The sequence below is a fragment of the Prosthecobacter sp. genome (genome assembly GCF_044222345.1).
Taxonomy (GTDB): domain Bacteria; phylum Verrucomicrobiota; class Verrucomicrobiia; order Verrucomicrobiales; family Verrucomicrobiaceae; genus Prosthecobacter.
In genome coordinates this window covers 39,989-66,239 of sequence record NZ_JBGANL010000019.1, presented here as the reverse complement: position 1 = coordinate 66,239, position 26,251 = coordinate 39,989, and the positions used below count along the sequence as shown (strand labels likewise).

At 60.6% G+C, this 26,251-nt stretch carries 25 protein-coding genes; 16 read left to right on the top strand and 9 right to left on the bottom strand.

The features are described from left to right. The first annotated feature begins 66 nt into the window (after positions 1-66). Together ACILSL_RS12335 and ACILSL_RS12330 are read left to right on the top strand one after the other, a co-directional pair. A complete protein-coding gene (locus tag ACILSL_RS12335) occupies positions 67-3,462 on the top strand; it encodes a DUF1553 domain-containing protein (protein WP_395732338.1) in 3,396 nt (1,131 codons plus the stop codon). Between the two features lie 18 nt (positions 3,463-3,480). Further along, the gene (locus tag ACILSL_RS12330; RefSeq protein WP_395732337.1) at positions 3,481-4,932 is read left to right on the top strand and encodes a DUF1501 domain-containing protein; all 1,452 of its coding nucleotides are present in this window, start codon (positions 3,481-3,483) and stop codon (positions 4,930-4,932) included. A 2-nt stretch (positions 4,933-4,934) separates the two neighbouring features. On the opposite strand, the gene ACILSL_RS12325 is transcribed toward ACILSL_RS12330, so the two are convergent. The 3 genes from ACILSL_RS12325 to hpt are packed head-to-tail and all read right to left on the bottom strand — an operon-like array spanning position 4,935 to position 6,402. Continuing rightward, positions 4,935-5,561: a macro domain-containing protein gene (locus tag ACILSL_RS12325; RefSeq protein ID WP_395732336.1), complete on the bottom strand. Its 627-nt coding sequence runs from the start codon at positions 5,559-5,561 to the stop codon at positions 4,935-4,937. A 41-nt stretch (positions 5,562-5,602) separates the two neighbouring features. Next, positions 5,603-5,848: a MoaD/ThiS family protein gene (locus ACILSL_RS12320; RefSeq protein ID WP_395732335.1), complete on the bottom strand. Its 246-nt coding sequence runs from the start codon at positions 5,846-5,848 to the stop codon at positions 5,603-5,605. Beyond that, positions 5,845-6,402 (bottom strand): hypoxanthine phosphoribosyltransferase, encoded by a 558-nt coding sequence (gene hpt, locus ACILSL_RS12315; protein WP_395732334.1) that lies wholly within the window; start codon positions 6,400-6,402, stop codon positions 5,845-5,847. The genes ACILSL_RS12320 and hpt overlap by 4 nt, the downstream gene beginning before the upstream one ends. A 73-nt stretch (positions 6,403-6,475) precedes the next feature. Between hpt and pdxH the strand changes: the two genes are divergently transcribed. The 7 genes from pdxH (at position 6,476) to ACILSL_RS12280 (ending at position 13,284) form a co-directional block, all read left to right on the top strand. Next, the gene (gene pdxH, locus ACILSL_RS12310; RefSeq protein ID WP_395732333.1) at positions 6,476-7,129 is read left to right on the top strand and encodes a pyridoxamine 5'-phosphate oxidase; all 654 of its coding nucleotides are present in this window, start codon (positions 6,476-6,478) and stop codon (positions 7,127-7,129) included. A 127-nt stretch (positions 7,130-7,256) separates the two neighbouring features. After that, positions 7,257-7,778 (top strand): GbsR/MarR family transcriptional regulator, encoded by a 522-nt coding sequence (locus ACILSL_RS12305; protein WP_395732332.1) that lies wholly within the window; start codon positions 7,257-7,259, stop codon positions 7,776-7,778. An 85-nt stretch (positions 7,779-7,863) separates the two neighbouring features. Next, complete coding sequence (locus tag ACILSL_RS12300) at positions 7,864-8,280, top strand: hypothetical protein (protein ID WP_395732331.1); 417 nt, start codon at positions 7,864-7,866, stop codon at positions 8,278-8,280. Continuing rightward, positions 8,280-8,744, top strand: coding sequence for a hypothetical protein (locus ACILSL_RS12295; protein WP_395732330.1), 465 nt, complete (start codon positions 8,280-8,282; stop codon positions 8,742-8,744). The genes ACILSL_RS12300 and ACILSL_RS12295 overlap by 1 nt, the downstream gene beginning before the upstream one ends. After that, the gene (locus ACILSL_RS12290) at positions 8,741-9,166 is read left to right on the top strand and encodes a thiol-disulfide oxidoreductase DCC family protein (protein WP_395732329.1); all 426 of its coding nucleotides are present in this window, start codon (positions 8,741-8,743) and stop codon (positions 9,164-9,166) included. The genes ACILSL_RS12295 and ACILSL_RS12290 overlap by 4 nt, the downstream gene beginning before the upstream one ends. A gap of 241 nt (positions 9,167-9,407) precedes the next feature. Beyond that, positions 9,408-12,689: a PVC-type heme-binding CxxCH protein gene (locus ACILSL_RS12285; protein WP_395732328.1), complete on the top strand. Its 3,282-nt coding sequence runs from the start codon at positions 9,408-9,410 to the stop codon at positions 12,687-12,689. Between the two features lie 16 nt (positions 12,690-12,705). Beyond that, positions 12,706-13,284: a xanthan lyase gene (locus ACILSL_RS12280; protein ID WP_395732327.1), complete on the top strand. Its 579-nt coding sequence runs from the start codon at positions 12,706-12,708 to the stop codon at positions 13,282-13,284. Positions 13,285-13,480: 196 nt separating this feature from the next. Here ACILSL_RS12280 and ACILSL_RS12275 read toward each other — a convergent pair whose 3' ends face one another. Continuing rightward, positions 13,481-14,374 (bottom strand): RNA polymerase sigma factor RpoD/SigA, encoded by an 894-nt coding sequence (locus ACILSL_RS12275; protein ID WP_300199627.1) that lies wholly within the window; start codon positions 14,372-14,374, stop codon positions 13,481-13,483. 397 nt (positions 14,375-14,771) lie between these two features. Here ACILSL_RS12275 and ACILSL_RS12270 point away from each other — a divergent pair, with 397 nt between their 5' ends. Continuing rightward, positions 14,772-15,767 (top strand): alpha-ketoacid dehydrogenase subunit beta, encoded by a 996-nt coding sequence (locus ACILSL_RS12270; RefSeq protein ID WP_395732326.1) that lies wholly within the window; start codon positions 14,772-14,774, stop codon positions 15,765-15,767. Positions 15,768-15,815: 48 nt separating this feature from the next. Then, on the top strand, positions 15,816-17,108 hold the full coding sequence (locus ACILSL_RS12265; RefSeq protein ID WP_395732325.1) for a dihydrolipoamide acetyltransferase family protein: 1,293 nt from the start codon (positions 15,816-15,818) through the stop codon (positions 17,106-17,108). Positions 17,109-17,205: 97 nt separating this feature from the next. Here ACILSL_RS12265 and ACILSL_RS12260 read toward each other — a convergent pair whose 3' ends face one another. Both ACILSL_RS12260 and ACILSL_RS12255 read right to left on the bottom strand, forming a co-directional pair. After that, entirely contained in the window at positions 17,206-18,105 is a 900-nt protein-coding gene (locus tag ACILSL_RS12260) for an HTTM domain-containing protein (RefSeq protein ID WP_395732324.1), read from the bottom strand. After that, positions 18,102-18,674 (bottom strand): hypothetical protein, encoded by a 573-nt coding sequence (locus ACILSL_RS12255; protein WP_395732323.1) that lies wholly within the window; start codon positions 18,672-18,674, stop codon positions 18,102-18,104. Before ACILSL_RS12255 ends, ACILSL_RS12260 begins: the two co-directional genes overlap by 4 nt. Positions 18,675-18,820: 146 nt before the next feature. Here ACILSL_RS12255 and ACILSL_RS12250 point away from each other — a divergent pair, with 146 nt between their 5' ends. Beyond that, a complete protein-coding gene (locus ACILSL_RS12250; RefSeq protein WP_395732322.1) occupies positions 18,821-19,180 on the top strand; it encodes an MmcQ/YjbR family DNA-binding protein in 360 nt (119 codons plus the stop codon). 32 nt (positions 19,181-19,212) lie between these two features. Here ACILSL_RS12250 and ACILSL_RS12245 read toward each other — a convergent pair whose 3' ends face one another. Together ACILSL_RS12245 and ACILSL_RS12240 are read right to left on the bottom strand one after the other, a co-directional pair. After that, positions 19,213-19,644 (bottom strand): hypothetical protein, encoded by a 432-nt coding sequence (locus tag ACILSL_RS12245; protein WP_395732321.1) that lies wholly within the window; start codon positions 19,642-19,644, stop codon positions 19,213-19,215. 19 nt (positions 19,645-19,663) lie between these two features. After that, complete coding sequence (locus ACILSL_RS12240; protein ID WP_395732320.1) at positions 19,664-20,419, bottom strand: exodeoxyribonuclease III; 756 nt, start codon at positions 20,417-20,419, stop codon at positions 19,664-19,666. A gap of 91 nt (positions 20,420-20,510) precedes the next feature. Between ACILSL_RS12240 and ACILSL_RS12235 the strand changes: the two genes are divergently transcribed. The 4 genes from ACILSL_RS12235 (at position 20,511) to ACILSL_RS12220 (ending at position 23,952) form a co-directional block, all read left to right on the top strand. Next, complete coding sequence (locus tag ACILSL_RS12235) at positions 20,511-21,146, top strand: class I SAM-dependent methyltransferase (RefSeq protein WP_395732319.1); 636 nt, start codon at positions 20,511-20,513, stop codon at positions 21,144-21,146. Between the two features lie 156 nt (positions 21,147-21,302). Further along, positions 21,303-22,151 carry a hypothetical protein gene (locus ACILSL_RS12230; protein WP_395732318.1) on the top strand — a complete coding sequence of 283 codons (849 nt, stop codon included), beginning with the start codon at positions 21,303-21,305 and terminating at the stop codon, positions 22,149-22,151. A 166-nt stretch (positions 22,152-22,317) separates the two neighbouring features. Continuing rightward, on the top strand, positions 22,318-23,331 hold the full coding sequence (locus tag ACILSL_RS12225; RefSeq protein WP_395732317.1) for a DUF5077 domain-containing protein: 1,014 nt from the start codon (positions 22,318-22,320) through the stop codon (positions 23,329-23,331). Positions 23,332-23,340: 9 nt separating this feature from the next. Further along, positions 23,341-23,952, top strand: coding sequence for a YdeI/OmpD-associated family protein (locus tag ACILSL_RS12220; protein ID WP_395732316.1), 612 nt, complete (start codon positions 23,341-23,343; stop codon positions 23,950-23,952). Positions 23,953-23,955: 3 nt separating this feature from the next. On the opposite strand, the gene ACILSL_RS12215 is transcribed toward ACILSL_RS12220, so the two are convergent. Beyond that, on the bottom strand, positions 23,956-26,220 hold the full coding sequence (locus tag ACILSL_RS12215; RefSeq protein ID WP_395732315.1) for an FAD-dependent oxidoreductase: 2,265 nt from the start codon (positions 26,218-26,220) through the stop codon (positions 23,956-23,958). Between the last annotated feature and the right edge of the window lie 31 nt (positions 26,221-26,251).

Sequence of the window (26,251 nt, the reverse complement as noted above, 5' to 3'; positions counted from 1 at the left end):
GCCGCCACTCGCATGGAGAATGCCGCTCCCAGTCAAGATCGGCCCATCTACGGCGTATCACAGAGCGTGATCCGTCTTTTCATCACTCTTCCTCTCGTTGCCTCTGCCATGGCGGAGCCTGCACCGCGCCCCATTCATTTCTCCAAGGAGATCCGCCCCATCCTGAGCGAGAACTGCTTTTTCTGCCACGGCCCTGATGAAAAGAAGCGCGAGGCCGGCCTGCGCCTCGATGACGAAACCAGCGCCAAAAAGAACCACGAAGGCACCACAGCGGTGGTGCCGGGGCATCCTGAAAAAAGCGCCCTGCTGGAGCGCATCCTCAGCAAGGACGCCGACGAGGTCATGCCGCCGCCCAAGCAGCACAAAACCATCTCCCCGGCACAGATCGCCCTTCTGACCGAATGGATCAAACAGGGCGCGCCCTGGGGGAAGCACTGGAGCTATGAAAAGGTGGTGAAACCAGCCGTCCACGCAGGCTCCAAACAGCCCGTGGACGCCTTCCTCCTGCAGCGCCTGACTCAGGAAGGCCTCAAGTATTCGCCCCAGGCCGACACCGCCACGCTGATCCGCCGCGTCGCGCTCGATTTGACCGGCCTGCCGCCCACGCTCGCAGAGCTCGATTCCTTGGCCAAGCAGCCCTACGACAAGATCGTCGATCATTACCTCTCCCTCCCCGCTTACGGCGAGCATTGGGCACGGCAGTGGCTCGATCTCGCACGCTACGCGGACAGCTCCGGCTACCCCAGCGACCAGCCGCGCGAGATCTGGGCCTACCGCGACTGGGTGGTGCGCGCGCTGAATTCAAACATGCCGTTTGATCAGTTCACCATCGAGCAAAACGCCGGCGATCTGCTGCCCAATCCGACGGACGACCAGCTCATCGCCACCGCCTTCCACCGCAACACCATGACGCAGAACGAAGGCGGCACCGACGACGAGGAATTCCGCAACGCCGCCATCATCGACCGCGTCAACACCACCTTCGCCGTCTGGATGGGCACCACCATGGCCTGCGCCCAGTGCCACACGCACAAGTTTGATCCCATCACGATCAACGAGTACTTCCAGTTCTACGCCTTCCTCAATCAAAGCGCCGACAGCGACAAGAAGGACGAAGTGCCCCTGCACAGCTTCGACACCCGCGAGCTGATCCAGCAGCGCACCAATCTGAAAAAGGAGATCGACACTTTGGAGCAGAAGTTCACCTCCCCTGCCCCCGCATGGCTCGCCGGGCTCGATGCCTGGGACCAGGGTTTTGCCCGCGATCTCGGCTGGCAGACACCGCAGCCGGCCAAGGTGACGACACAATCGAAACAAACCGCCACCATCGCCGCTGGCGGCACCGTTTCGATCCCCAAAAACAGCGACAAAGACAGCTATACGATCGAATTGCCCGCCACCGGCGACAAACTCAGTGCCCTGCGCATCGAAACCATTCCAGTCGCCGGTTTCGGCAATTTCGTCCTCACCGACGTGAAAGCGGAAGTCGTGCCGCCAGACTCCAAACAGGCACCGCAGGCCCGCTATGTGCGCATCGAATTGCCCGGTGAGAAAAAGATGCTGCAGCTGGCCGAAGTGCAGGTGTTCAGCGGCAGCGAGAATATCGCACCCGCCGGCACCGCCACCCAGAGCAGCCTCTACACCGATGCTGCCGCCAAGCGCGCCATCGATGGCAACACCGAGGGCGAGTACGCGAAACGGAGCGTGGCTCACACCGCCGGCACCGACAACGATCCCTGGTGGGAAGTCGATTTGAAAGCCGCCAAACCGGTGGACCGCGTCGTCGTGTGGAACCGCACCGATGGCGGCGTGGGCACGCGCCTTGATGGCTTCCGCGTTTTGGTGCTCGATGACAAACGTCAGATCCTGTGGAAGAGCGAAAACACTCCTGCACCTGCGAAAGACAAAGCCTTCACCATCAGCGGCCCGGTCGCCGTGAGTTTCACCACCGCGCTGGCCGATTATGAGCAGAGTGGTTTTACTGCTGCCTCCATCTTGAAGCCGAAGGATAAAAAACAACAGGGCTGGGCCGTCTCAGGTGCCGCCGACAAGCCGCACACACTCACCCTGCTGGCCTCATCTCCGGTGGTCGTTCCCTCCGGCTCCAAGCTTCGCATCACCCTCGCTCAAAACAGCGAGTTCAAGCAGCACACCCTCGGCAGCTTCCGCCTCAGCTACACAGGAGACGCCCGTGTGCAGCAGGTCACCAAAGTGCCGCAGAATGTGGTCGCCGCGCTCGCTCAGGCCAAGGACAAACGCACGGCCGCGCAGCAGCAGACGGTGGTGGGGTACTTCGTGCGCAATGTATCCAAAGCCTCCGCTGCGGAGCGCACGCGCCTCGCCGCCGCGAACAAAGAACTCGCCGCACTCAAGCCCGTCACCGTACCCATCATGCGTGATCTGGATCCCAAGCAGCGCCGTGTGACGAAAATCCAGCTCCGTGGCAACTGGCAGGCGCTGGGAGATGAAGTCAGCGAAGGCACGCCCGCCACCTTCAATCCCCTGCCCGCGAATGCGCCGCGCAACCGACTCACCATGGCCAAATGGCTCGTCAGCCGCGACAATCCGCTCACCGCACGTGTGACGGTGAACCGCCTGTGGGAAAGCATCTTCGGCACTGGCATCGTGCGCAGCAGCGAGGAGTTCGGCAGCCAGGGAGATCTGCCCGTGCATCCCGAACTGCTCGACTGGCTCGCCGCCGAACTCATGGACAGCGGCTGGGACATCAAGCACATGCTCAAGCTCATGCTTACCAGCCAGGCCTACCAGCAGAGCACCAAGACCACTCCGGAACTCAACGAACGCGATCCTGACAACCGCCTCCTCGCACGCGGCCCACGCTTCCGCCCCACCGGCGAGCTTCTGCGGGATCAGGCACTCGCCGTCAGCGGCCTGCTCAGCGCCAAAATGTACGGCCCTCCCGTGCGTCCGCTGACTCCCAATCTCGGCCTTACCACCGCCTTTGGCCGCAGCAACGACTGGACGATCAGCCTCGGCGAGGATAAGCACCGCCGCAGCCTCTACACGGAAGTCCGCCGCAACAGCCCCTACGCCAGCTTCACCACCTTTGATGCTGGCAACCGCGAAGTCTGCATGATTCGCCGCAGCCGCACCAACACCCCGCTGCAGGCGTTTGTGACTTTGAATGACCCCGTCTTCATCGAGACCAATCAAGCCATGGCCCGCCGCCTCGTCGCCGAAGCCAAGACCCAGCCCGAGCGTCTCGCCCTCCTCTTCAAACTCTGCCTCTCACGCACTCCGAATGCGCATGAAACTTCATCTTTGACGCAGCTTTACAACGAAACCCTCGCCACCTACCGCGCTGACCCAGCGGATGCCACCAAGATGGCCACCGACCCTCTCGGCCCCGCCCCCAAAGACGCCGACATCGCCGAACTCGCCGCATGGACGACCATCGCGAATGTGGTGATGAACCTCGATGAGTTTTTGATGCGTCGTTAATTTGAACCTGATTTCCCCATGAACCCCATCACTCACGACACCCTCCAGCTCAAAACGCGCCGCCAGTTCCTCGGCAATGCGGGGCAGTTCAGCCTGGGAGCCATCGCCATGCATGCGATGCAGCAGAAGGCGGGAGCCAGTGCGGCAGCGGACAATCCGCTGGCACCCAAGAAGTCGCAGTATGCGCCGAAGGCCAAGCGCGTGATCTACCTGCACATGTCAGGTGCCCCGCCGCATCTCGATCTGTTTGATTACAAACCGGAGCTCGTGAAGCGCAGCGGCCAGGACTGCCCGGACTCGATTCTCAAAGGCCGCCGCTTCGCCTTCACCACCGGCGTGCCCAAGCTCATGGGCACACCGCGTACCTTTGCGCGCTACGGCAAAGGCGGCGTCACGATGAGCGATGCCTGCCCAAACTTCCACACCATCGCCGATGAGATGTGCCTGATCCGCTCCATGAACACGGATCAGTTCAATCACGCCCCGGCGGAGCTGCTGCTCTTCACCGGCCATGCGCGCCAGGGCCGCCCCTCCATGGGTTCATGGGCCACCTATGGTCTGGGTACAGAGAATCAGGATCTGCCGGGATTCGTCGCCCTCATCTCCAGCGGCACACAGCCCAGCGGCGGCCAGGGCTGCTGGGGCAGCGGCTTCATCCCCAGTGTGTATCAGGGCGTGCAGTGTCGCAGCAAGGGCGATCCCGTCCTCTTTGTGAGCGATCCCGCCGGCATGAACCGCGCCATGCGCCGCAAGACGCTGGATGCCCTGCAGGATCTCAATCAGCAGCAGGTCGCCGAATTCGGCCATCCCGAGACCGTCACGCGCATGGCCCAGTATGAACTCGCCTTCCGCATGCAGACCAGCGTGCCCGAGGTCATGGACATCTCCAAGGAGCCGCAGCACGTCATTGAAGCCTACGGCGCCAAACCCGGCGAGGCCAGCTTCGCCAACAACTGCCTGCTCGCACGCCGCCTCATTGAAAAAGGCGTGCGCTTTGTGAACCTCTTCGACTGGGGCTGGGACTTCCACGGCACCAGCGAAGGCAGCGGCATCACCACCGGTCTCACCGCCAAAATGGCCGCCACTGACAAGCCTGTGGCCGCACTCATCAAAGACCTCAAGCAGCGCGGTCTGCTGGACGACACCCTCGTCATCTGGGGCGGCGAATTCGGCCGCACCCCCTTCCGCGAAGGCCGCACCGCCGCCAGCAAAGTACTCGGCCGCGATCACTACCCCGACTGCTTCTCCCTCTTCATGGCCGGTGGCGGCGTGAAGGGCGGCTTTGAATACGGCAGTACGGATGAACTCGGTTTCAGCGTCGCTGAAAACAAAGTCCACGTGCACGACTTCCAGGCCACCGTGATGCACCTGCTCGGCTTCGATCACGAACGCCTCACCTACCGCTTCCAAGGCCGCGACTACCGCCTCACCGACATCCACGGCCACGTGGTGAAGGATATTCTGGCGTGATTTTAATGCTCTGACGAGCGTGGATTGGCAAACCCGTATCGTCCGCCGTAGTGGATGCGTTCGTGTCTTTCCTGCGCCATGGTTGGATTGATGAATTTTGCCGGCTTCTGAAAGTGCTCATAAGCCAGACGCAGCTGTATGGCTGCTTCAAGCTCATTCACTCCACCAGTCCCCGTGCCAAGACCGGGACACGCTAGAGTTTTGATCTGCCTTGCCTCAACACGATTGTGCCGATGCACCGCGGTGAGTGAGGCCCACAGGGCCAGATAAACATGGTCCGTGCCTTGGATGTTCATAGGGACTCGCATCGTGGGTGCGTGCGCCACAAAAGGATGTGCTGCATGATCTGTCGGAATGAGCATGCAGGTGCCAACCGGTTGTTCGCCAAGGTAGTCATCGAGGATCTGCTGTTGAACGCGCTCCATGACGTGCCTGCCAAAATAACGCACGACTGCTAGGTCCATTCCTGCGTCCATCAAACCAAAGGAATTGCCCGCAGTGATCACGCAATCAAACACAGGCAGATCTTCGAAACGCCCATTCACGATCTCGACTTCGGGATGAGTGCGGAATTCCCAGCGCAGCACGTCACAAAACTCTTTTCCTCTATCGACGAAAATCAATCGCATATTGGGTTGGCGGTTAAGTTTCAGAGCGCGCGAGATGCTCCCTACCCCCCCTGCACTGGCGGCATGATCGCCACTTCACCGCCATCATGCAGCGGCTCATCTCTTTTCACGTAGGTCTGGTCCAGCGCCAGCAGCAGGCTGTTCTGCCAGTCGCGCAGCTTCGGCCAGCGGGCTTCGATCTGAGCGAGGAGGTCGCCCATCGTGGCACCGGCGGGTACATCGAGAGCGATTTCATCCGTGCCGGTGATGTCACGCAGGACGGAGAAAAAGAGCACGCGCAGCTTCATGACGCGGGATTCGGGTTGAGGATGCCGATGCAGGGCAGATTGCGGAAGCGACCCTGGTAGTCCATGCCGTAGCCCACGACGAATTCGTCGTCGATCTCAAAGCCTGCATCGTCCAGCGCCACATGGCTCAGGCGCTGCCGCCGCTTGCTCAGCAGCACGCAGGTGCGCAGGGAGGCGGGCTGCTGGGCGAGGAGGCGTTCGGAAATGGCGCTGAGCGTGAGCCCGGTGTCGAGGATGTCATCAAGCAGGAGCACGTCCTGACCGTGGATGTCGAAGTTGGCGGGCCAGCTCACCTTCACCTCGCCCGTGGTGGCGGTGCCTCCCTGGTAGCTGCTGGCGCTCAGGGTGTACAGTCGCACGGGCATTTCGAGTTTGCGCAGCAGATCGGCCACAAAGAAAAGTCCGCCATCCATCAGCGCCACCACGGTGACCACTTTGCCGGTGAGTTCCGCATTCAACCGCGCAGCCATGGCGTCCACCCGGGCGCTGATTTGCGCCGGGGTGAGCAGGATGCGTTCGAGATCTTGGATGACGCCGGTGACGGAGGAGGGCATAGAAACAAAAGTATGCGTAAAGGCCAAAGCTGACGTAGCGCAGGCCGCGCCGCACGCGTTTCTTGTAACCTGCATGAACCCGACTGACAAACCGAACCTGCCTGACCTGCGCGTGAGTTACGATCAGGGCGAACTCGATGAACACAGCGCCCCGGCCGATCCCGTGGAGCTCTTCACCCACTGGATCAACGACGCCCTCGCTCACAAGCTGCCGGAGCCCAATGCCATGAGTCTGGCCACCAACGGCCTCGATGGCACCCCGACCGTGCGCACCGTGTTGCTCAAAGGCATCGACGAGCGCGGTTTTCACTTCTACACCAACTACGAAAGCCGGAAGGGCCAGGAGATCGCCGCCGATTCACGTGCCTCTGCCTGCTTCCTCTGGACGGACCGCCATCATCAAGTCTGCCTCAAAGGCACCATGTCCAAGCTGGATCGCGCCGACGCGGAAAAGTACTTCGCCAGCCGTCCCTACGGGCATCAAATCGGTGCCTGGACCTCGGCCCAGAGCGTGGAAATTCCCGGCCGCGAGTGGCTGGAGCAGCGCGATACCGAATTCAAGGCGCAATACCCCGAGGGCCAGGTCCCCTGCCCCCCGCACTGGGGTGGCTACACCCTGCTGCCCTACGAAATCGAGTTCTGGCAGGGCCGCGTCAGCCGCCTGCACGACCGCATCCGCTATCGCAAAGAAAACGGCGTGTGGGTCAAAGTGCGCCTGAGTCCGTAAGGCCCCCTCCAAGGAGCGGCACTTGCCAAGTGCCGCAGTTGGCGGCTTGGAGTCTTCCGCTTGCCGCAGGAATGCAAAAAACGAGAAAGCTCCTTGCCTTTCATTGTTTTCAGTTTTTAATGAAACCGTGAGCAACGAACTACCAGCATGGGAAAAAGCCCGCGAGGAATTCGTGGTCCAGTGGGGTTCGCTCGGCACCCAGTGGGGCATCCCCCGCACCATGGCCCAGATTCACGCCCTGCTCATGACCGCCCCGGAACCCATGTGCACGGATGATGTCATGGAGCGCCTGGAGATCAGTCGCGGCAATGCTCACACCAATTTGAAGGATCTCGTCGGCTGGAACCTCGTTCGCATCATCACCAAGAAGGGCGACCGCAAGGAGTACTTCGAGGCCGAAAAAGACGTCTGGAAGATCTTCATCACCATCTCGAAAGAGCGCAAACGCCGCGAGATCGAGCCCGCCATCCACCTCCTCCGCGACTGCGCCGCCCGCACCAAGGACGAAGCCGTCGGACCCGGCAAGGACTTCCACCAGCAGATGCAGGACCTCGACGAATTCCTCAGCTTCGGCGTCAAAGTCGCCGACACCGTGATCTCCATGAAGCACGCCTCCGCCCTGCAGTGGGCCATGCGCCTCCTCGGCTGATTTTTTCATGCCTGTATATTTCACAAATAACTGAAAATTCAGAATAAACAGTTTCACTCAACCCAAACTCAAACCACACACCGCCATGAACCACACCGTCATCACCTACAGCCTCTACCTCATCCTCGCCGTCAGCATGACGGTCTGGGTCGCGCGCACCCTCCACAAAAGCGGCCGCATCTTCCTCGTGGACTGCTTCCACGGAAACACCGACCTCGCAGACAGCGTCAATCACCTGCTCGTCGTCGGCTTCTACCTCATCAACATTGGCTTCGTCTCGCTCTACCTCAAGACCACCGAGGAGATCGAGGCCGCCCGCGGCGTCTTTGAGGCGCTTAGCGGCAAGATGGGCGTCGTGCTCCTCATGCTCGGCGGCATGCACTTCTTCAATCTCTACGTCTTCACCCGCATGCGCCGCCGCGCCACCCTGGCCAACCTGCCGCCGCCCGTTCCCGCGATGCATCGCGTCAGCAAAGCCAATGACATCCTGGACACCCTGTGATGAAAACCTTCCTGCGAAAACTGAAGCTCTCGTTCCTCGCGATGTTGTGCGGCTGGATTGCGTGCAATGTCGCGTGGTGGGTGGGAGAGTTCTGGCACAGCGAGCGGGCATATCCCGTTGCATTGTATGAGATAGCCCTTCTGGGAGTCAGCTCCTGGTTTGTGATCCTGGGTTCATGGCTTGTGATTTTTCTACCATTGGATGCGAGCATTCCTGAGACATCGAAACTGAGAAGACCTGCCACGGCACCCCTCTACGGATTCCTTGCACCTCTCGTCTTGATGGCGTTGATCTTTGTGTGCAATGCGCAGGACCGCATTTCAGCACAAGGTCTGCTCAAAACCATTCGCATGGACCTGGGCATGGATGTGCTGCGCTTTGTTATCGCAACTTGTGTGGCAGTGACGGTGGCAGCCTGGGCCAGGGCTTTAATGGACAAACCAAACCGGAGCCAAACGCCATGAACACCCTCACCATCTTCTACGATGCCCGCTGCGGCCTGTGCTCGCGCTTCCGCCGCTGGATGCTCGATCAGGCCGCGTATGTGCGGCTCCAGTTTCTGCCCTACGACTCGCCCCAGGCGCTGCGCCTCTGCCCGGCTCTTCCCAGCCTGCGTGCCGATCAGGAAATCGTCGTCATGGGCGATGACGGCTCCCTCTGGCAGGGGGCCGGCGCGTGGGTCACCTGCCTGTGGGCGTTGTACGACTTCCGCGAGTGGTCGCTCCGCCTCGCCAGTCCCACCCTGCAGCCCATCGCCCGCAAGGTCGTGCACTGGATCTCGACCAATCGCATCACCCTCTCGCGCCTCCTCCACCTGCACAGCGACGACGACATCAAACGCCTGGTCACCGACGTCACCTGCGACACCGGGACATGTGCTCTTTAGCCATTCCGCCCAGCGGTGAAACACATTCACGGCACTCTGCGAAAGGCGCCAGCATAGTGGTCCGCACAGTCCTCTGTGCGGGATCCGCCACACCCCACCAACCGCGCACCTCCCCACCGCTTATTCCCCCCCAGCGCCATTCCCATCCATTCGCGGATATTCGCGCCCATTCGCGTTGCCATCCTTCCCCCACTCGAATCCCCTCTTGAACGAACCCTTGCGTCTGCGCTGTAATGCCTTCATGCCATTCCTCCGCAGCCTGCTCATCCTCGGCACCCTCGCCGTCAGCCTCCACGCCGCCGAGGACAAACTGCGCCTCGTGCGCGAAACCGATGCCCTGACCCCCGAGCAGGAGCGCGCGGGACTCCACGTGCCGCCGGGCTTCACCGTGCAGCTCTTCGCCGGCGAGCCCATGATCAACAAGCCCATCAATATGGCCTTCGACGCACGCGGCCGTTTGTGGGTTTCCTCCACCGTCGAGTACCCTTACGCCGCCGACAAAAGCCGCTGGTCCGATCCCGAAGGCACCCGCGTCAAAGACAGCCGCGATGCCATCAAGATCCTCGAAGACACCGATGGCGACGGCAGGGCCGACAAAGTCACCGACTTCGCCGACGGCCTCAACATCCCCACCGGCGTGCTCCCCTGGCACAAGCCCGAGCACAAGGCCGGATGCATCGCTTGGAGCATCCCCAACATCTGGTACTTCGCCGACACCGACGGTGACGACAAAGCCGACCACCGCGAAATCCTCTTCGGTCCCCTCGGCTACGAAAAAGACACCCACGGCATGTGCAGCAGCTTCCGCATGGGCCTCGACGGCTGGGTCTACGCCACCCACGGCTTCAACAACACCAGCCACATCAAGGCGAAGGACGGCAGCTCGCTCGATCTCCACAGCGGCAACGTCTTCCGCTTCCGCCCCGACGGCTCACGCGTGGAAATCTGGACGCACGGCCAGGTCAACCCCTTCGGCCTCTGCTGGGACCGCTTTGGCAATCTCTACAGCGCCGACTGCCACAGCTCTCCCATCTACCAGCTCATTCGCGGCGCCTGCTACCCCAGCTTTGGCAAACCGGACGACGGCCTCGGCTTCGCCCCCGTCATGTGCCAGCACAGCCACGGCTCCACCGGCATCTGCGGCATCGTTTACATCGACGGCGGCGTCTGGGGCCCCGAGTGGGACGACCACATGCTCGTCGGCAACTGCGTCACCTCCCGCGTAAACCACGACACCGTCACCTTCTCCGGCTCCACGCCGAAAGCCAACGAACAGCCCGACTTCATCACCAGCGACGACCCCTGGTTCCGCCCCGTCGATCTCCAACTCGGCCCCGACAACGCTCTCTACATCGCCGACTTCTACAACAAGATCATCGGCCACTATGAGGTGCCGCTGGACCATCCCGGGCGTGATAAAGAGAGAGGGAGAATTTGGCGGGTGGTGAAGGATGACCACGCCAAATCCCTGACCGATTGTCAGCTGGAAACATTGTCGGACAAGGAACTGGCGCAGCAGCTGGAGTCCCCCAACCTCGGACGCCGCTATCTTGCGGGAGAGCAGATTTGCCAGCGAGGCGAGGCAGCGTTCGAAGCGGTTGTTTCAGTCATACCTCAATCGAGCCCCAGAATTCCGCCGGCTCCAGGAATGTCACTGCGCATGGCCCATGGACTTTGGATCGGCGCTCGGTTTGGCAAAGCGGGAGCAAGCCCGTTCAAGCGCATCGAGTCGCTCGATCTCCTGAACTCGGCCCACTGCTACAAGGTCCTGAGTGCCTTCAGGGATCAGACAGCAGTTCCCGGTTATTTCGCACACGTCCGGCCTGTGTTTGATCATGTCAATGTTCCAGGAGTAAACAGCTCTGCTGGGATCACAATACAAATTGGAAGCGCCATCAGTGAGGCAACGCAACTCAAATTGAAAAATGGCAAAATGACTGAAACCCGAGATTCTGCGGAAAACCGCAAGGCAAAGATCGAGTGCCTCGGTGCTTCTGAAGATCCGGGCGCTGCACAGGAGCTGCAATCTTTGCTTTCTGTCGGAGCCAGGGAGAACGACCCCACGATCACGCTGACGACCAAGATCGCCTTGAGGCGAGTTCTCTCCCTGCCCGGGAACTTCAAGGCTCTGTCTCCCGACGCTACAGGTGCCGCCGAGGTTGTCCTGGCCACGCCAAATGCCGAAGCCAGCGCCTGGCTGTGGCGGATGGAAACTCTAGACTCGAAAAGCTCCATGGCGCGGCCTTTGATTCTCGGACACGTCGCTCGTTATGGTGACCCGGGGCTGTTGAAATCCGCGCTTTCAAAGGAACATCAGGAACGCGCCACGAAGTCATCTTCAGCTCAGCTTGAAATGATTCAGGCCATCCACAACGGCCTCAGCGAACGCGGTGCCCCCGCCAATCCCGAGTTGCTCCAATGGGCCCAGCAGCTCGCCACACAGATCCTCGATTCCGCACCGCAGCAGCCTACCCCCGCATGGAGCTCCTCAGGCGATGCCATATGGTCTTTGCAGCCACGCCAATGCACCGACGGCATTCAGGCCCAGGTGCTGCAGAGCATGGCGAAAGGCGGTGGCGATGAGGAAAAGCGCACAGGCATTCTCAAATCCAAAGACTTCGCCGCACCCGCCAAACTCGTCGTGTGGATCAACGGCCATCGCGGACCACCCACCAGCAAGGCGCACGACAAAAACCTCGTGCGTGTGGTGGACGCACAAAGCGGTGCCACGCTCGCCAGCCTTTTTCCACCCCGGCACAACGACTGCCGGCGCGAGGAGCTCGACCTCTCCGCACACACCGGCAAATCCGTGCGCCTGGAGATCGTCGATGGCGACGACGGCAAAGCCTACGCCTGGCTCGGCATCACACGCATCGAACCCGCCGTGGTCAGCGTGAACGATTTCCAAAGCGAGGACAGCACCCGCAGCGCGCTCAAGACCCTCGCCATGATGCTCCAGCACACCGCTCCCGCCGCATTGCGCGAAAAACTTGCTGCCTACCTGCCGCCACGCCCCGCGCCACCACCGTTGCCCGTTTCACCCGAGCAGCGCCTGCAGCTTGATGCCCTCATCGCCACCCGCTCTGCCGCCTATGCCAAAGCCAAGCCGGACATCGCCGCAGGCAAAACCGTCTTCACCGCCAACTGCGCCGTGTGTCATCAGATCCGCGGCACCGGCGGCCTCATCGGCCCGCAGCTCGATGGCATTGGCGCACGCGGCCCCGAGCGCCTGTGCGAGGACATCCTCGATCCCAACCGCAACGTGGACGCCCACTTTCACCTGCACACCCTTACCCTCAAAGACGGCAGCACCCTCAGCGGCTTCCTCAAAGGCGAAGCCGGCCAGGTCCTCATCCTCGCCGACGCCGCAGGCCAGGAACAGCGCATCTCCAAAAACGACCTCTCCAAAGACACCCCCACCCCCATGTCCCTCATGCCCCCCGTCTTCGGTCAAACGCTGGACGAGAAGAGCTTCATCAATCTTCTCGGCTACCTGATCAACGAGAAGGCCGCCCCAAAATGACCCACCACCCGCTGCCATGAGATACCTTTTGATCGGCGTGACACTCCTCAGTGCCGCTCTCGCCGCCGAAGCCCTCAAACCCCATCCCAAGGCTCTCGCCAACATCCACCCTCCCGGAGAGGTGGATCGCCCTGAGATGGTCCAATACATCGTGGTAGATCCGGCCACACTGCCCGGCATCGTCGTGGACGAAACCAGCGCCGAGCTCGTCGGCGACTGGCAGTACTCCACCCACACACCGCCCTACGTCGGCCTCGGCTACCTGCACGACATGAAGGCGGGCAAAGGCACCAAGTCCGTCACCTTCACCCCCACGCTGCCCGCAGCAGGCTGGTATGAAGTCCGCCTCGCCCATTGCTACAACATCCGCCGCTCCACCAAGACCCCCGTCACCATTCACCACGCCGATGGTGAAACGAAAGTCGTCATCAATCAGCAGCAGGAGCCCCCGCACGCCCGTCTCTTCCGCACGCTCGGCACCTTTCGCTTTGAAGCAGGCCGCACTGGCTGGGTGCGCGTGTCCAATGAAGGCACTGAGCCGGACAAAGTGGTGATTGCCGATGCCGTGGAATTTCTGCCGGTGGCGGGGAAATGACCGGCAATCTTCCTCCTTCTCTTACTCATACTCCTCCTCCCGGAAGGATAACCACCCAGTGTCTCCAAACATCCGGGAGTAAGAGGAGGAGTAGAAGGAAGAGGAAGATGAGCGAGCGCAAATTTTTCCGCGTTTACACAAGGCCACAAAAAAGCCGGGGGTCTTGCGACACCCGGCTTCAAAGTGTGGACAGATCTTAATCGTCCTCGGCTTCGGCAGCAGCGGCCTTTTTCCGCTTCTTCTTGCCGCCAGCATTGCGCAGCGCCTTGGGAATCGGGTCTTCCTTCTTCTGCAGCGCACGGCGCAGCTTGCGCAGCGCGATGTTTTGCAGCTGACGGATACGCTCGCGCGTGACGCCGAACTCCTGACCGACTTCTTCCAGCGTGCGCGGCTTCTGGCCGGCGAGGCCGAAGCGGGCGTCGATGATCTTGCGCTCGCGCTCATCAAGAACCGTCAGCAAGCCGTCGAGCTGGCTGTGCATGTTCTTGTGCGAGAGCAGGTCGAACGGGGTCTGGGCGTTTTCGTCGCCCACGATTTCGCCGAATTCCGTGCTGTCGTCGTCGCTGATCGGCGCATCGAGCGAGGCCGGGCGCATGGAGGCGACCTTGAGCTGGCTGAGCTTGGCACGATCAATGCCGATTTCTTCGGAGAGTTCGTCGTCGGTGGGCTCGCGGCCCAGTTCTTCGGACATCGCCATGGCCACACGGCGCATCTTGCTGATCTTGTCCACCATGTGGACAGGAAGGCGGATGGTCTTGGACTGGTTGGCTAGGGCGCGCTTGATGGACTGTTTGATCCACCAGGCGGCGTAGGTTGAAAGTTTGCCACCCTTGTTCGGGTCGAAGCGTTCCACGGCCTTCATCAGGCCGATGTTTCCTTCAGAAATGAGGTCGAGAAGTGGCAGACCGTAGTTGGCGTAATCCTGGGCGATCTTCACCACGAGGCGCAGGTTCGCACGAATCATGTGCGAACGGGCTTCGGGGTCGCCGCGTTTGATGCGTTCAGCAAGCTCGACCTCCTGGTCGGGAGTCAGCAAGTCAGTCTTGCCGATCTCACGCAGGTAAATCTTAATGCCTCCGTCGAGTTCCATATGAGCGTTCTAGTTGGGTAATACGATACAAGGACCAACGTCCTTGCCCCGAGCTGGGACGCAGGGGGTAGTCAGTATAAAAGCAATTTCACACTTCGCTCGTGTTTTTTGAGCAAGTTTGCGGCCAGCATAGAGGGATGGACCGGGGGAAAGTGGCACGTGTGATATAATGACAGTCTCCGTTCAACTAAACTTTCGGGTAATCGTCAACATCATTTCTAAAAAAAGTTAAGGATTGTTAATAAAATCACCTGCAAATCGGCACTTTTTCAGCTTTGAGAGTCTTGGAGTTGCCATTTTCGCTCTCATCTGGGCCGGGAGTTTGTCCTTCCTCGGTGAAGCCGCCCGCTTGACACCGCCCGCTCCTTCCCCGACTTACTGCTCCCTCAAAATTGCCATGCCCCGCCAAATTTCCTACCGCGAAGCCATCCGTGAAGCCCTTGACGAAGAAATCGCACGCGATCCCATGGTCGTGGTCATGGGCGAAGAAGTGGCCCAGTACAACGGTGCTTACAAGGTGACGGAAGGCCTCTGGGACAAGTGGGGCGACAAGCGTCTGGTGGACACCCCCATCAGCGAGGCTGGTTTCATCGGCATGGGCATCGGTGCCAGCATGCTGGGCGTGCGTCCGGTGATGGAGCTCATGTTCTGGAGCTTTTACACAGTCGCCTGGGATCAGATCGTCAACAACGGCGCGATGGTGCGCTACATGAGCGGCGGCAAGATCAACGTCCCCATCGTCATCCGCGGCCCTGCCAACGGCGGCACCAGCGTGGGTGCCACCCACTCCCACACCCCGGAAAACATCATGGCCAGCTTCCCCGGCATGAAGTGCGTCTGCCCCAGCAACGCCTACGATGCCAAGGGCCTCATGAAGGCGGCCATCCGCGACAATGACCCCGTCATGTTCATGGAGAGCACCAAGCTCTACGGCGAAAAATGGGATGTCCCCTCCAACGACGAACTGCCTGACGGCGAACTCTTCATCCCCCTCGGCCTGGCCGATGTGAAGCGCGAAGGCACCGACATCTCCCTCATTGCCCATGGCAAGGCGGTCATCACCTGTCTGGAAGCTGCGAAGATCCTCGAAGAAGAGCACGGCATCAGCGCCGAAGTCGTCGATCTGCGCACCATCCGCCCACTGGATGAAGACACCATCCTCGCCTCCGTGGCGAAAACCCACCGCGCCGTCTACGTCGAAGAAAACAAGCCCTACTGCGGCATCGGCGCCCAGATCGCCTACATGATTCAGGAGCGGATCTTTGACGAACTCGACGCCCCCGTGCAGCGCGTGTGCAGCCTCGACTCCCCCGCGATCTACAGCCCGCCGCTCGAAGCCATCCAGCTCCCCACGGCTGAAGTCGTTGTCGCCAAAGCGCTGAGCATTTTCTGATCCGTCCCCTTCCCCGCCCCCTCTCAAAACTTTTCATTCGTCTTCGCCATGCCCAAATTCATCGAAATGCCCAAGCTCAGTGACACCATGACCGAGGGGACCCTCGCCAAATGGACTGTCAAGGAAGGGGACAAAGTCACCGTCGGCAAAGCCATCGCCGACATCGAGACCGACAAGGCCACCATGGAATATGCCAGCCCGTTTGAAGGCGTGCTGCACAAGTTCATCGCCACCCCCGGCGGCAAAGTTCCCCTGGGCGCCCCGCTGGCTGTGATCCTGGAAGACGGTGAGGCTGCTCCCGCGGATCTGGACGAACTCATTGCCAAAGCAAAGGCCTCTGCGGCCCCTGCCCCGGCGGCTGAGAAAAAACCGGCCGCTTCTGCCGCCAAGGTGGCCGCTTCCGGCCCTCGTCTTCCTCTGGCCCCGCAGCACAAGAGCCGCGCCGTCGCCGGCGGTGCTGCCCTCCGCGTCAAAGCCTCCCCGCTCGCCAAAAAGGTCGCTGCGGAACGCGGTGTGGATCTCAACTCACTCATCGGCACCGGCCCTGGCGGACGCATCGTCCGTGAAGACGTCGAAAACGCCCCTGTGGGCGGCGGCTCTGCGGGTCGCGTGGCTGCTACACCGGCCATCCGCCCCGTCATTGGTCCGGAAGACGAGCGCGTGCCCACCAGCAGCATGCGCAACATCATCGCCGAGCGCCTCCTGGCTTCGAAGACTCAGATCCCGCATTTCTACCTGCAGATGGAGATCGATGCCGGCCCGCTCATGGCCTTCCGCGCCCACCTCAATGCCTCTGCTGATAAGACCGGTGGCAACAAGTACACCGTCAACGATTTCATCCTCAAGTCCGTCATTCGCGCCGCCCAGGCCCAGCCTGCGATCAACGCCGCCTGGGATGGCGATGCCATCGTGAAGTTCAAATCCGTCGGCCTTAGCGTCGCCATCGCCATTGATGACGGCCTCGTCACCCCGGTTATCAAGGAGGCGGAAAAGAAAACGCTGCTCCAGATCAGCCAGGGCGTCAAAGATCTCGCCGGCAAGGCCAAGAACAAGAAGCTCAGCCCCGATGACTTCGCTGGCGGCACTATCACCGTCTCGAACCTCGGTGCCTACGGCATCGACCAGTTCGCCGCCATCATCAATCCGCCGCAGGCCGCCATCGTGGCCATTGGTAGCATCCGCTCCGCCCCCGTCGTCAATGACAAGGGCCAGATCGTCGTCGGTCAGCGCATGTGGGTCGGACTCAGCGGTGACCATCGTGTCGTCGATGGTGCCGTCGCCGCCACCTTCCTGGCTGAAATGCGCAAGCTGCTGGAAAACCCGGCGCTGATGCTGGTGTAAGCGATGCAGATTTGTCGCAGGATGGGTGTGGCGACAGCCCGCCCGTCCTGAGCGTGTCGCAGGCATCGAATTGTTCTCGACGCCAAATACATCCAACCTACGACCTGCGTGGCAGGCGGCGCTCCAGCCAGTCCATATCTTCCGGTCGCAGAAAGCTCAGGTAGAGAGTCATCATCGCCAGGAAAAACAGCATCAGGTTGTACGACATGAGGCTGATGCCCGCATGCAGCAGGATGCCAGCGGCAAAGCCAAACCAGCGCCAGCGGGGAACCATGAGAAGAAAGGGAATCGCGAGCTCCACGAGCAGCACCAGATAGGTGACGCCTTTCAGCAGCAAGCCATAGTTCAGCACCCAGAGCCCGGGCCACCGCGCGTTGTGGGAGAGCAGGAAGAAGCTCATGAAGTCTCCGCTCATCCAGTATTCATTGTCCAGCCTTGCCAGCACGGCCTGCAGATAAATGGCCGCCAGCTGCACCTTCATCAGCGTCAGGCCATAGCACGGCACCTGCAGCTCAGGCGCCGCCCGTTTGAGTGCTCTGCGTGATCGCAACGACCAGCAGGCGGGCATGGGCGAGATCAGCACCAGAAAAGCCGTGCAGCGCAAGACCTCATCCCAGCCCACCAGGATCAGCGGTGCGCGCATGGCATAGGACACATACCAGACATACACAACCCCAGCCGCCAGCCGGGGCCACACGCCCAGCAGCAGCAGCACCATGCCGCAGCCGCTGAAAAACATGTAGTTGCTGACGGCTCCCACGTCATGGCACAGGTCAAACACAGACAGATAAGCCCCGACGGTGTACTTCCGCACGACTTCCTGATCCACCATCCCCGCATCCGTGAAGAAGATCTCACGGTCCGGCCAGATCTGCATCAAATTCAGCAGCGACACGAGCGCGAACGCGATCCGTATGCAGGCATACAAACGGGAATCCGCCGGATCCAGAAACAGGCCGGTGACACGGGCTGAAAGACTTGGTGTGCCCGTCTTCATGGAGTGGTTTGAACGTGGGTTTTTTGGGCAACAAGCGCTTCCAGCTCAAACGGACCCAGCACGGAAGGCCGCTCCACCGCGATCTCCTTGAGCGAGCGCACCCCCAGCAGGCTGCGGGTGTAGGCGGGGATCACCTCCAGGCTCACCTGGGTCCGGGGCCCGTAACGCCCGGTGCGGAGCAGCGTCTCCGCCGCACTTTTCATGTAGGACTCACGAAACACACCCCGGGTGGGGTTGAAGATGACATTGACCATCCAGTTGTTGAGCCGCACCTGGTCATGCTGGGAGAACCGCCGCAGTCCCGGCAGCACCATGCCCACCTCCTTGGGTTTTTGTCCCCGCTCCTGGACGATCAGCCGCGCTTCCGTACGGTGCATGTTCGGAATGGTCTCAAACATGTTCCAGAGCTGGTGGCAACGCGTGATGCGCTCATAAACGTTAAACACCGCAGACACATGGATCGAGTCACGCCAGCGCACGGGCAGCATGCCGAACAAAAGAAAGACCAGATGTGCCGAGGCAAAAACCACGATCATTATTTTTCGGCTGGACAGGAAGGACGCGCGCATGGGCTGTGCCGCCAAGAAAGAACCGTGATGCACCATTCATCAAACGAATAGAGCAGCATTCGGCACGTTCCTCCTCCGTCAACCAACGGACACGAACGCCCCTCGGAGCATTTGCACGGCGCGCCTCCATTCGCCTATCATGCGGCATGGAACTGCCCGATGTCATCGAACAATGCCTGAGCCTTCCCGGTGCGGAAGAAACGCAGCCCTTCGGCCCTGAAGCCCTCGTGTACAAAGTCGGCGGCAAGATGTTTGCCCTCACTTCACCGGATGAATTTCCCGCCCGCATCAATCTCAAATGCGATCCCGAACGCTCCATTGAGCTGCGCGATGAATACCAAGGCATCAAACCCGGCTGGCACATGAACAAGAAACACTGGAACACCGTCATGCTCGACGGCACCGTCCCGCCAGCTCTGGTGCGGGAGCTGGTCACCCATTCATATCAGCTCGTGGTGGATGCGCTGCCGAAGAAGGTGCGGGAGTGGCTAGCGTCAAATCATTAAAAGCTGTTGGCGAACCAACGGGTCCCAAACCTTCAGCGCCGCGCAGGTCTGGTGCTTTTAACCAAAGGGAGAATATCAATGGGATCTTGCGTGTGTGCTCCTGACTCATGGATGACCATGTATGCTGCACGATTGTCGGGATGGTGAAGATCACCATCTTGGAGAGTATAAATGATACGACCCGGTTGATGGGCCGCATGTGCCACCAGGAGCTTGAATTGTGGCAAGGTCACCCAGGCATATTTGTCAATGTCTCTCCGATAAACAAAAATCTGTCCACGATCCGTGATGTAGGAATACAAAACACCGGTATCAATCCCAGGTGTAAAAAAGGTGCGAGTATCGGGAGGGGCCTGGATCAGGGGCAGGTCTTGTGCGGGATCTTTGCCATTTTGCCCGCAGCCGGAGCAAAGGGTCACAAAGACGGTCAGCAAGAGTCGGGTGAAATGCAGCTTTGAATTCATAAAGCGAAGGTGGCTTGTATCACCCCACCACCAGCTCCACCGGACAATGATCACTGCCCATGACATCATCACGGATCGTGCATGACTTCAGCGCGGGTTTCAGCTTCTCCGAGGCCAGCCAGTAGTCCAGACGCCATCCGATGTTCTTCGCCCGTGCATCCGGCGTGCGCTGGGTCCACCAGGTGTAGCGGCCGGGATTGGGATCAAACTGGCGGAATACGTCGAGGAAGCCAGCATCCAAATGTTTGGTAAAGCTGGCGCGTTCGTCATCGCTGAAGCCGGGGTTCATGCGGTTGGATTTCGGATTGGCGAGATCGATCTCCTGATGTGCGCAGTTGAGGTCGCCGCAGGCGATGACGGGCTTGGTCTTCTCCAGCTTCTTCAAGTGCGCACGATAGGCATCGTCCCAGGAGAGGCGATAGCTGAGGCGGGCGAGCTCAGCCTGCGAGTTCGGCGTGTATACATTCACAAGGTAGAAATCTGGAAACTCGACGGTGATCAGCCGGCCCTCGCGGTCATGCTCGTCGATGCCGAAACCCAGGGTGTTCGTCTTGAAGGGCACGCGGCTGAGAATGAGCGTGCCGGAATAGCCTTTCTTCACCGCACTGTTCCAGACGGCGTTGTAGCCGCTGAACCAGCTCAGATCCACCTGCTCCTGCTGCGCCTTGGTTTCCTGCAGGCAGATGACATCGGCATCGCCGTTGAGCATGTATTCGCGGAGGCCTTTGCCGAGGGAGGCACGGATGCCGTTGACGTTGAAAGAGGTGAGTTTCATGTGAGAGCGGAGTGAAGCCGGAAACGCTGCGCAGGAAAGGAGGGAATCAGAGAAGGTTGCGAATCGTGGCGTCCGCAGCTCTGAATGCGGCATGAGTTTTGACCTGCTGGCACCGCATTACCGCTGGATGGAGGCCTTATGCGCTGGCGGGCAGTTGCAGCGCTGCCGCACGGCCTTGCTGGGGGCCATTCCAGCGCCGAGGATGGTGCTGATCTATGGCGAGGGCAACGGGCGCTTTCTCGTGGAACTGTGCCGCCGCTTTCCTCAGGCGCAGGTGACGGTGGTGGAAGGGAGTGCGGTGATGATTGAACTCGCGCATGCAAGATTAAAGCGGGAGGGGCTTGCTGGTGCGCGGGTGGAGTTCATCCATGCGGATGCGCTGAAGTGGCAGCCGCCCGTGGCGGCGTTTGATCTCCTCGTGACGTGCTTCTTTCTCGACTGCTTTCGTGCGGATCAACTGCAGCAGCTGGTGCCTGCCATCGCAAGTGCTGCTGCTGCGGGGGCGCATTGGCTGCATGCGGATTTTCAAATCGCGCCCACAGGTCTGATGCGCATGTGCAGCCGCGTGATCGTGAAGTTTTTGTATGTGTTTTTTCGCTGCGTGACACGACTTCCGGCCCATGAACTGGTCGATGTGGCGCCCTGTTTGAGCGCTGCGGGATTCACGCGGCGGCAGCGGCGTGAGTTCATTTTAGGCTTGTTGTTTTGCGACCTTTGGAGGCTTTGAGAGATTGCGTCTCATGATCGTCGCATAACTTGCTCATTGGATGCCAAGCCATGCGGATCATTGCGACCGAAACCATGCTTTATATGAGGCATGGACCCTAAACCATACTCCCAAAATCGGTGGTTGCTTGCGCTGAGCTTCAGCGTCGTAGCAGCCGTGTCATTTTCAACTGCCACCGCGGGCACGCCCGTCGGTGCGAAAAACCCCGCACCCGATCCGTTTGACTGGAAGGAGAACACCATCTCCCCGGTCACGAATCCGATGTACTTCGAAGATCCGGTGATCCGCTCCGAAATCCGCCCGATCTTCATCTATCACAACTTCGACAACCAGTTCGTCACGGGTCGTGGCAGCGCACGGGTGGCAGCCGTTCAGTTCCGCTATGCCATCACGGACCGCCTCGCCTTCATCGCGACGCAGGACGGTTATCTGAACATCAATGGCACCGGAGTGAAGGGCAGCGGCTGGATGGATCTGGCCGTCGGCTTCAAGTACGCGCTGATCAATGATGTGCAGAATCAGTTCATCCTCACCCCGGGCTTCACCTTCCAGCTTCCGACAGGTGACAAAGATGTGTTCAATGGTCGTGGTTCAGGCCAGTTCAATCCCTTCATCTCCTTTGCGAAGGGCTATGGCGACCTCCACGTCACCGGCAATGTCGGCGCACTCATTCCGATGCTGCGCGATGAACAGAACACCATGGCTCATTACAGCGTGATGGTGGACTACTACGTCAGCAAATGGTTCATCCCATTCGCCACCGCGAACTTCTGGACCACGCTCAACAATGCCTCCAACATCCCCGGCCTGCGCAGCAACGGCTACGATGTGATCAACTTCGGCGCGGGCAATGCCAGCGGTGCCACCCAGGGCATGCTGGGCCTTGGTTTCCGCTCACGCATTCAGAAGAATGTCGATATCGGTTTTGCCTATGAAATGGCGGTGGTGAAGCCCTACGGCCTGGCCAACACCCGCTTCACCATGGACATGAGCATCCGCTTCTAAGTTCGAGTTTTTGTCTGGTTGAGTCAGAAGTTAAGTTGGTTACTCGCACGGGGGCGAAAGTCCCCGTGCGTTTCTGTTTTGGGCCTGTTGTTTTGCGGTTGGCGGGGCAGGGCAAAATGATCTAAGTTCCCACGCAGGGTCGCCGTTATGATCCCCCCTGACAACCATGACACGCCACCCTCTTTCCCCTGCCGCCGGCGCCTTGGCGCTGCTTCTCGCTCTCAATTCCTGCGGCAAGCAAGAGCAGCCCGCCGCCACACCGCCGCCAGCGCCAGCACCCGTGGCGGCCAAGCCTGCCGCACCGGCTCCTACCCCCGCTCCAGCTCCCGTCAAACCCGCAGATCCGGTGTTTGCCGCCACACCCGTGGATCTCAATGGCTTCGGCAGTGACGAGCCCGTTCTGCGCGTCAATGAACCCACCCGGGGGGTGATCGTCATCGAGCCCAAGGACATCAAACACTCCTCACAGCAGCACTGGGATCAATACGACTGCACCAGCTTCAACGCCAAGCGCTGGGGACGCTACCAGGTGCGCGTGACTTACACGCTCAGAAATGCCACGCTGGGCACCCAGTTCCGCTTCGCCCAGCAGCCGCTGAAAAAGACGCTCATGGCCACCAGCCAGCCCAAGCAAGTCGTGTACGGCACGGTGTATGTGGAAAAGCCCACCATGTATCCTTTTTCTCTCTATGCCGCCGCAACCGGAACGGAACCAGGATTTGAAATTCATGAGGTAGCCTTTGTGCCTGCGCCCGAAGGCCCCGCACCCGTGCAGGCTGCGGATGGCAGCATCGTGCTCGAAGCCAGCAGCGCCACCACCTGGTCTGAAAACATGCGCTTCGAACCCAAATCCGAGAAAAACTGCCTCGGCTTCTGGACCAGCGAGGACGACTTCGCCGAGTGGGATTTTGAAGTCACCAAACCGGGCCGCTACAAGGTGACCGTGGTGCATGGCTGTGGCACTGGGAATGAAGGCAGCGAAGTCGCCGTGAAACTCGGTGAGCAGGAGCTGAAATTCAGCGTCAAGGACACCGGTGGCTTCCAGAAGTGGTCTGAAGAGCATGTCGGTGAAGTGGAGATCAAGAAACCGGGCAAGATGCGTCTCGTGATTGATCCGGTGTCGAAAGCGAAGAGCGCCGTGCTCGACGTCAACAAGGTCGTGCTCAAGCCGGTGAGCTGAGTTTTTCCCATGGACTTCTCACGGAAGCCTACTCAAGATCCGGAGGCGTGGCTCGATTTTGCGCCGGAGTTTTCGCAGAGCATGGCCCGGCAGGTGCGCGGCTGGATTCAGCGCTGGGAGCCGGATCTGGCCGAGTCCATCAAATGGAACATCTTGTGCTTCAGCGGGCGGAAAAACATCTGCGGGCTCAGCGCCTGCAAGAAGCATCTGGGCATCACTTTCTTTCGCGGGACGGAACTGCGTGAGATCACGAACTTGTTTGAAGGCGGTGAGGCGAACACCAGCATCCAGACCATCCGCGTCACCAAAATGGAGAAACTGAATGCGAAGGCCTTTCAGCGCCTGTTGCACGCTGCCGTGGCGCTGGATGCCGATGAATCCGCCAAGCCACCACCACCCAAGCAGCGCGCCGAATGGCCCATGCCTCCCGCACTTGCCAAGGCACTGAAACAAAATCCGGCTGCAGCAGCAGGCTTCAAGGCCATGAGCATTTCCTGCCAGCGTGAATACAAGGTGTGGATCAGCACCGCCAAGCAGGAGGAGACTCTTCAGCGTCGGCTGGTGGAAACGCTGCGTGCGCTCGCCTCAGGCAAAAAGTGGGCGCAGCGCAAAGAGGCCTGAAAACTACGGCAGGTGCTCCAGCCGGTCAGGCACGCCATTGTTGTTGCTGTCAAACGGCAGCGGATCATCCAGATCCTTGCGGCCATCTTCATCGTGATCGTTGTCAGGCTGCAGCCATGAATCATCCTCGTTGAGCCATTCGTCCTGCTGGCGCAGCGCATGCCAGAGCTGCACCGCTGCATCGGCGCGTGTCAGTGGACGTTGCGCAACGTCTTTGCTGAATAGCCCGGGATTGACGGGCAGTTTCAAAGCCGTGGCCCAGCGATAGAGCGTGGCCCAGTCGGCCTTCTGGTCGGGGTTGAAGGTCTTGTCTTTTGTCACAATAACCCAGCTGCAAAGCGACTCGATGGCAGCGCGGTCTGCATCATCCTGGCCGACATCGCTAAAGCGCGCTGTAGCAGCGACTTTCCACTCCGGTGCATTCGCTCTGGCGCGGATGATCCGGGCCAGCACGCGGGCGAGCTCGCGGCGCGTCATGGGATGCTCTGCATTGAAGAAAACGCTGTTGGCTTCCGCAGGCCAGATGCCGCGCACCGCCAGCAGGTTCGCCGCTTCAAAATACACCGCATCGGTGGGCAGATCCTGCCAGGGCCAGAGCAGCACGCCCGGACCGCCGGTGCCGCGCACCAGACGCAGCTGAATCTCACGCCAGTACTTCTGCGCCGCCGCCGCCGCGCGGGGCTGGATGCCATCACGCAGGCACAGCCACGCCAGCGTCGCGCTGGCCTGGCCCACATGCATCATCTGCCCGTGCAGCCGCAGCGCGCTCTGCACCACACTGCTGACACCGATGTTCTTCGAGCAGCCCAGCAGTCCGTTCAACTGCACCGGCACGAGGCCGCGCAGCGGAAACATCGCGCGGTCCGTGTCCGTGTGCCAGCCACGTGAGGGCGTCTGCACGTACAGCCATGGGCCGTTGCGATCTTCGCTGAGGAAACGGCGGCGCGTGGGGTGGAAGTCGATGTTGAACTGAAAACCAAACACGCCATCCGGCACCATCACCTTCGCCCACTTCGGCTCGCGGGTTTCAGCGCGGATGTCCTGCTCCCTCAGCATGTACAGCGCCTCCAGCCGCAACCCCTCGCGTACGTAAGGCTTGGGTGGCAGCAGATCAGGCGTGCCGAATTCGGAGGTGAGCTGCATGTAGCGGAAGCTTTGGGGGAAGTCTCCCACACGATCATGCACCGCCGTTTGCAGATGATGGAGCATGCCCAGCGTGTGCTGCTTCGCGTCAGCGAAAATGATCTGCCGCTGCGCAGGTGTGAGATCGACGATGTTTTTCTTCGACGCCCCCGCCTCGGTTTTTTCCAGCGCATCCACCACCCGCTGCGGCAGCTGGCACAGCGGATAATCCTGCACCGGCCAGTTCAAAAACGTCGCCTCCGTGCCGGGTGCCAGACCATTGTGCCACCGATCCACCAGCCGCCGGTGCGTGTACACGCTCCAGCCCGACTGGCTGTAGGTGCCCGTGCTCATGTCGCTATCCACCCACGGCGGCGTCTTGTCGAGCTGCGCAAACGAGCGCGCATCATAGCTCCCCGGTTTGGGAATCGTGCTGGTCTTCCCTGCTTCGCGCAGCACCACGCACCACGACAGCGGGTTCATCTCCTGCTGGCCCGCATCATCAAACGCTGCGGGAGCACTCGCCTCGCCAAAGCGCGCTTTCAAATCCGGCCCCGCGCCATACTTCGCGCCGCTGAGCCGGATCACATCGCCCCAGTCGGATGAGTCGAGAGTGAGCCGCGCCTTGACCGTGAGCGAGCCCGAATCATGGACGAAAATGCAACCTGTGACCTGATGGTTCTCCACCATCACCTTGTCCACCTGCCAGCCGCGCTCAATGCGCAGCACCCCGGCTTCGACATACGGCTTCACGAGGTCCTCGAAAATCTTCGCCGCCGCCGCTGGCTCAATGGTCTCCGTGCCACAGTAGGAGTTGCCCGGTGCTGGCATCCCATACGTCTGCGAATTGTGCGCCCGGATGCGTTCGATCACCTCGCTGTAAATCCCGCTGCGCGGAAAATTCACCCGCCGCCCGTTCACCCCCGTCCACTCATCCGGACATCCCACGCCCTCCGCGCTGAACTGCCCGCCCAGCCACTCGATGTCATTCACCAGCACGATCTTCTTCACCCCCAGCCTCGCCGCCTGCACCGCCGCCGCACAGGCCGATTCATTGCCCCCGACGATGAGGAGATCGGCTTCGATGACTTCGGCAGACGCAGGCATGATGAAGCCTGCGAACAAGAGTAAGATGATTCGCTTCATAGAAGTCATTATTCCACACCGCGAGCGACTG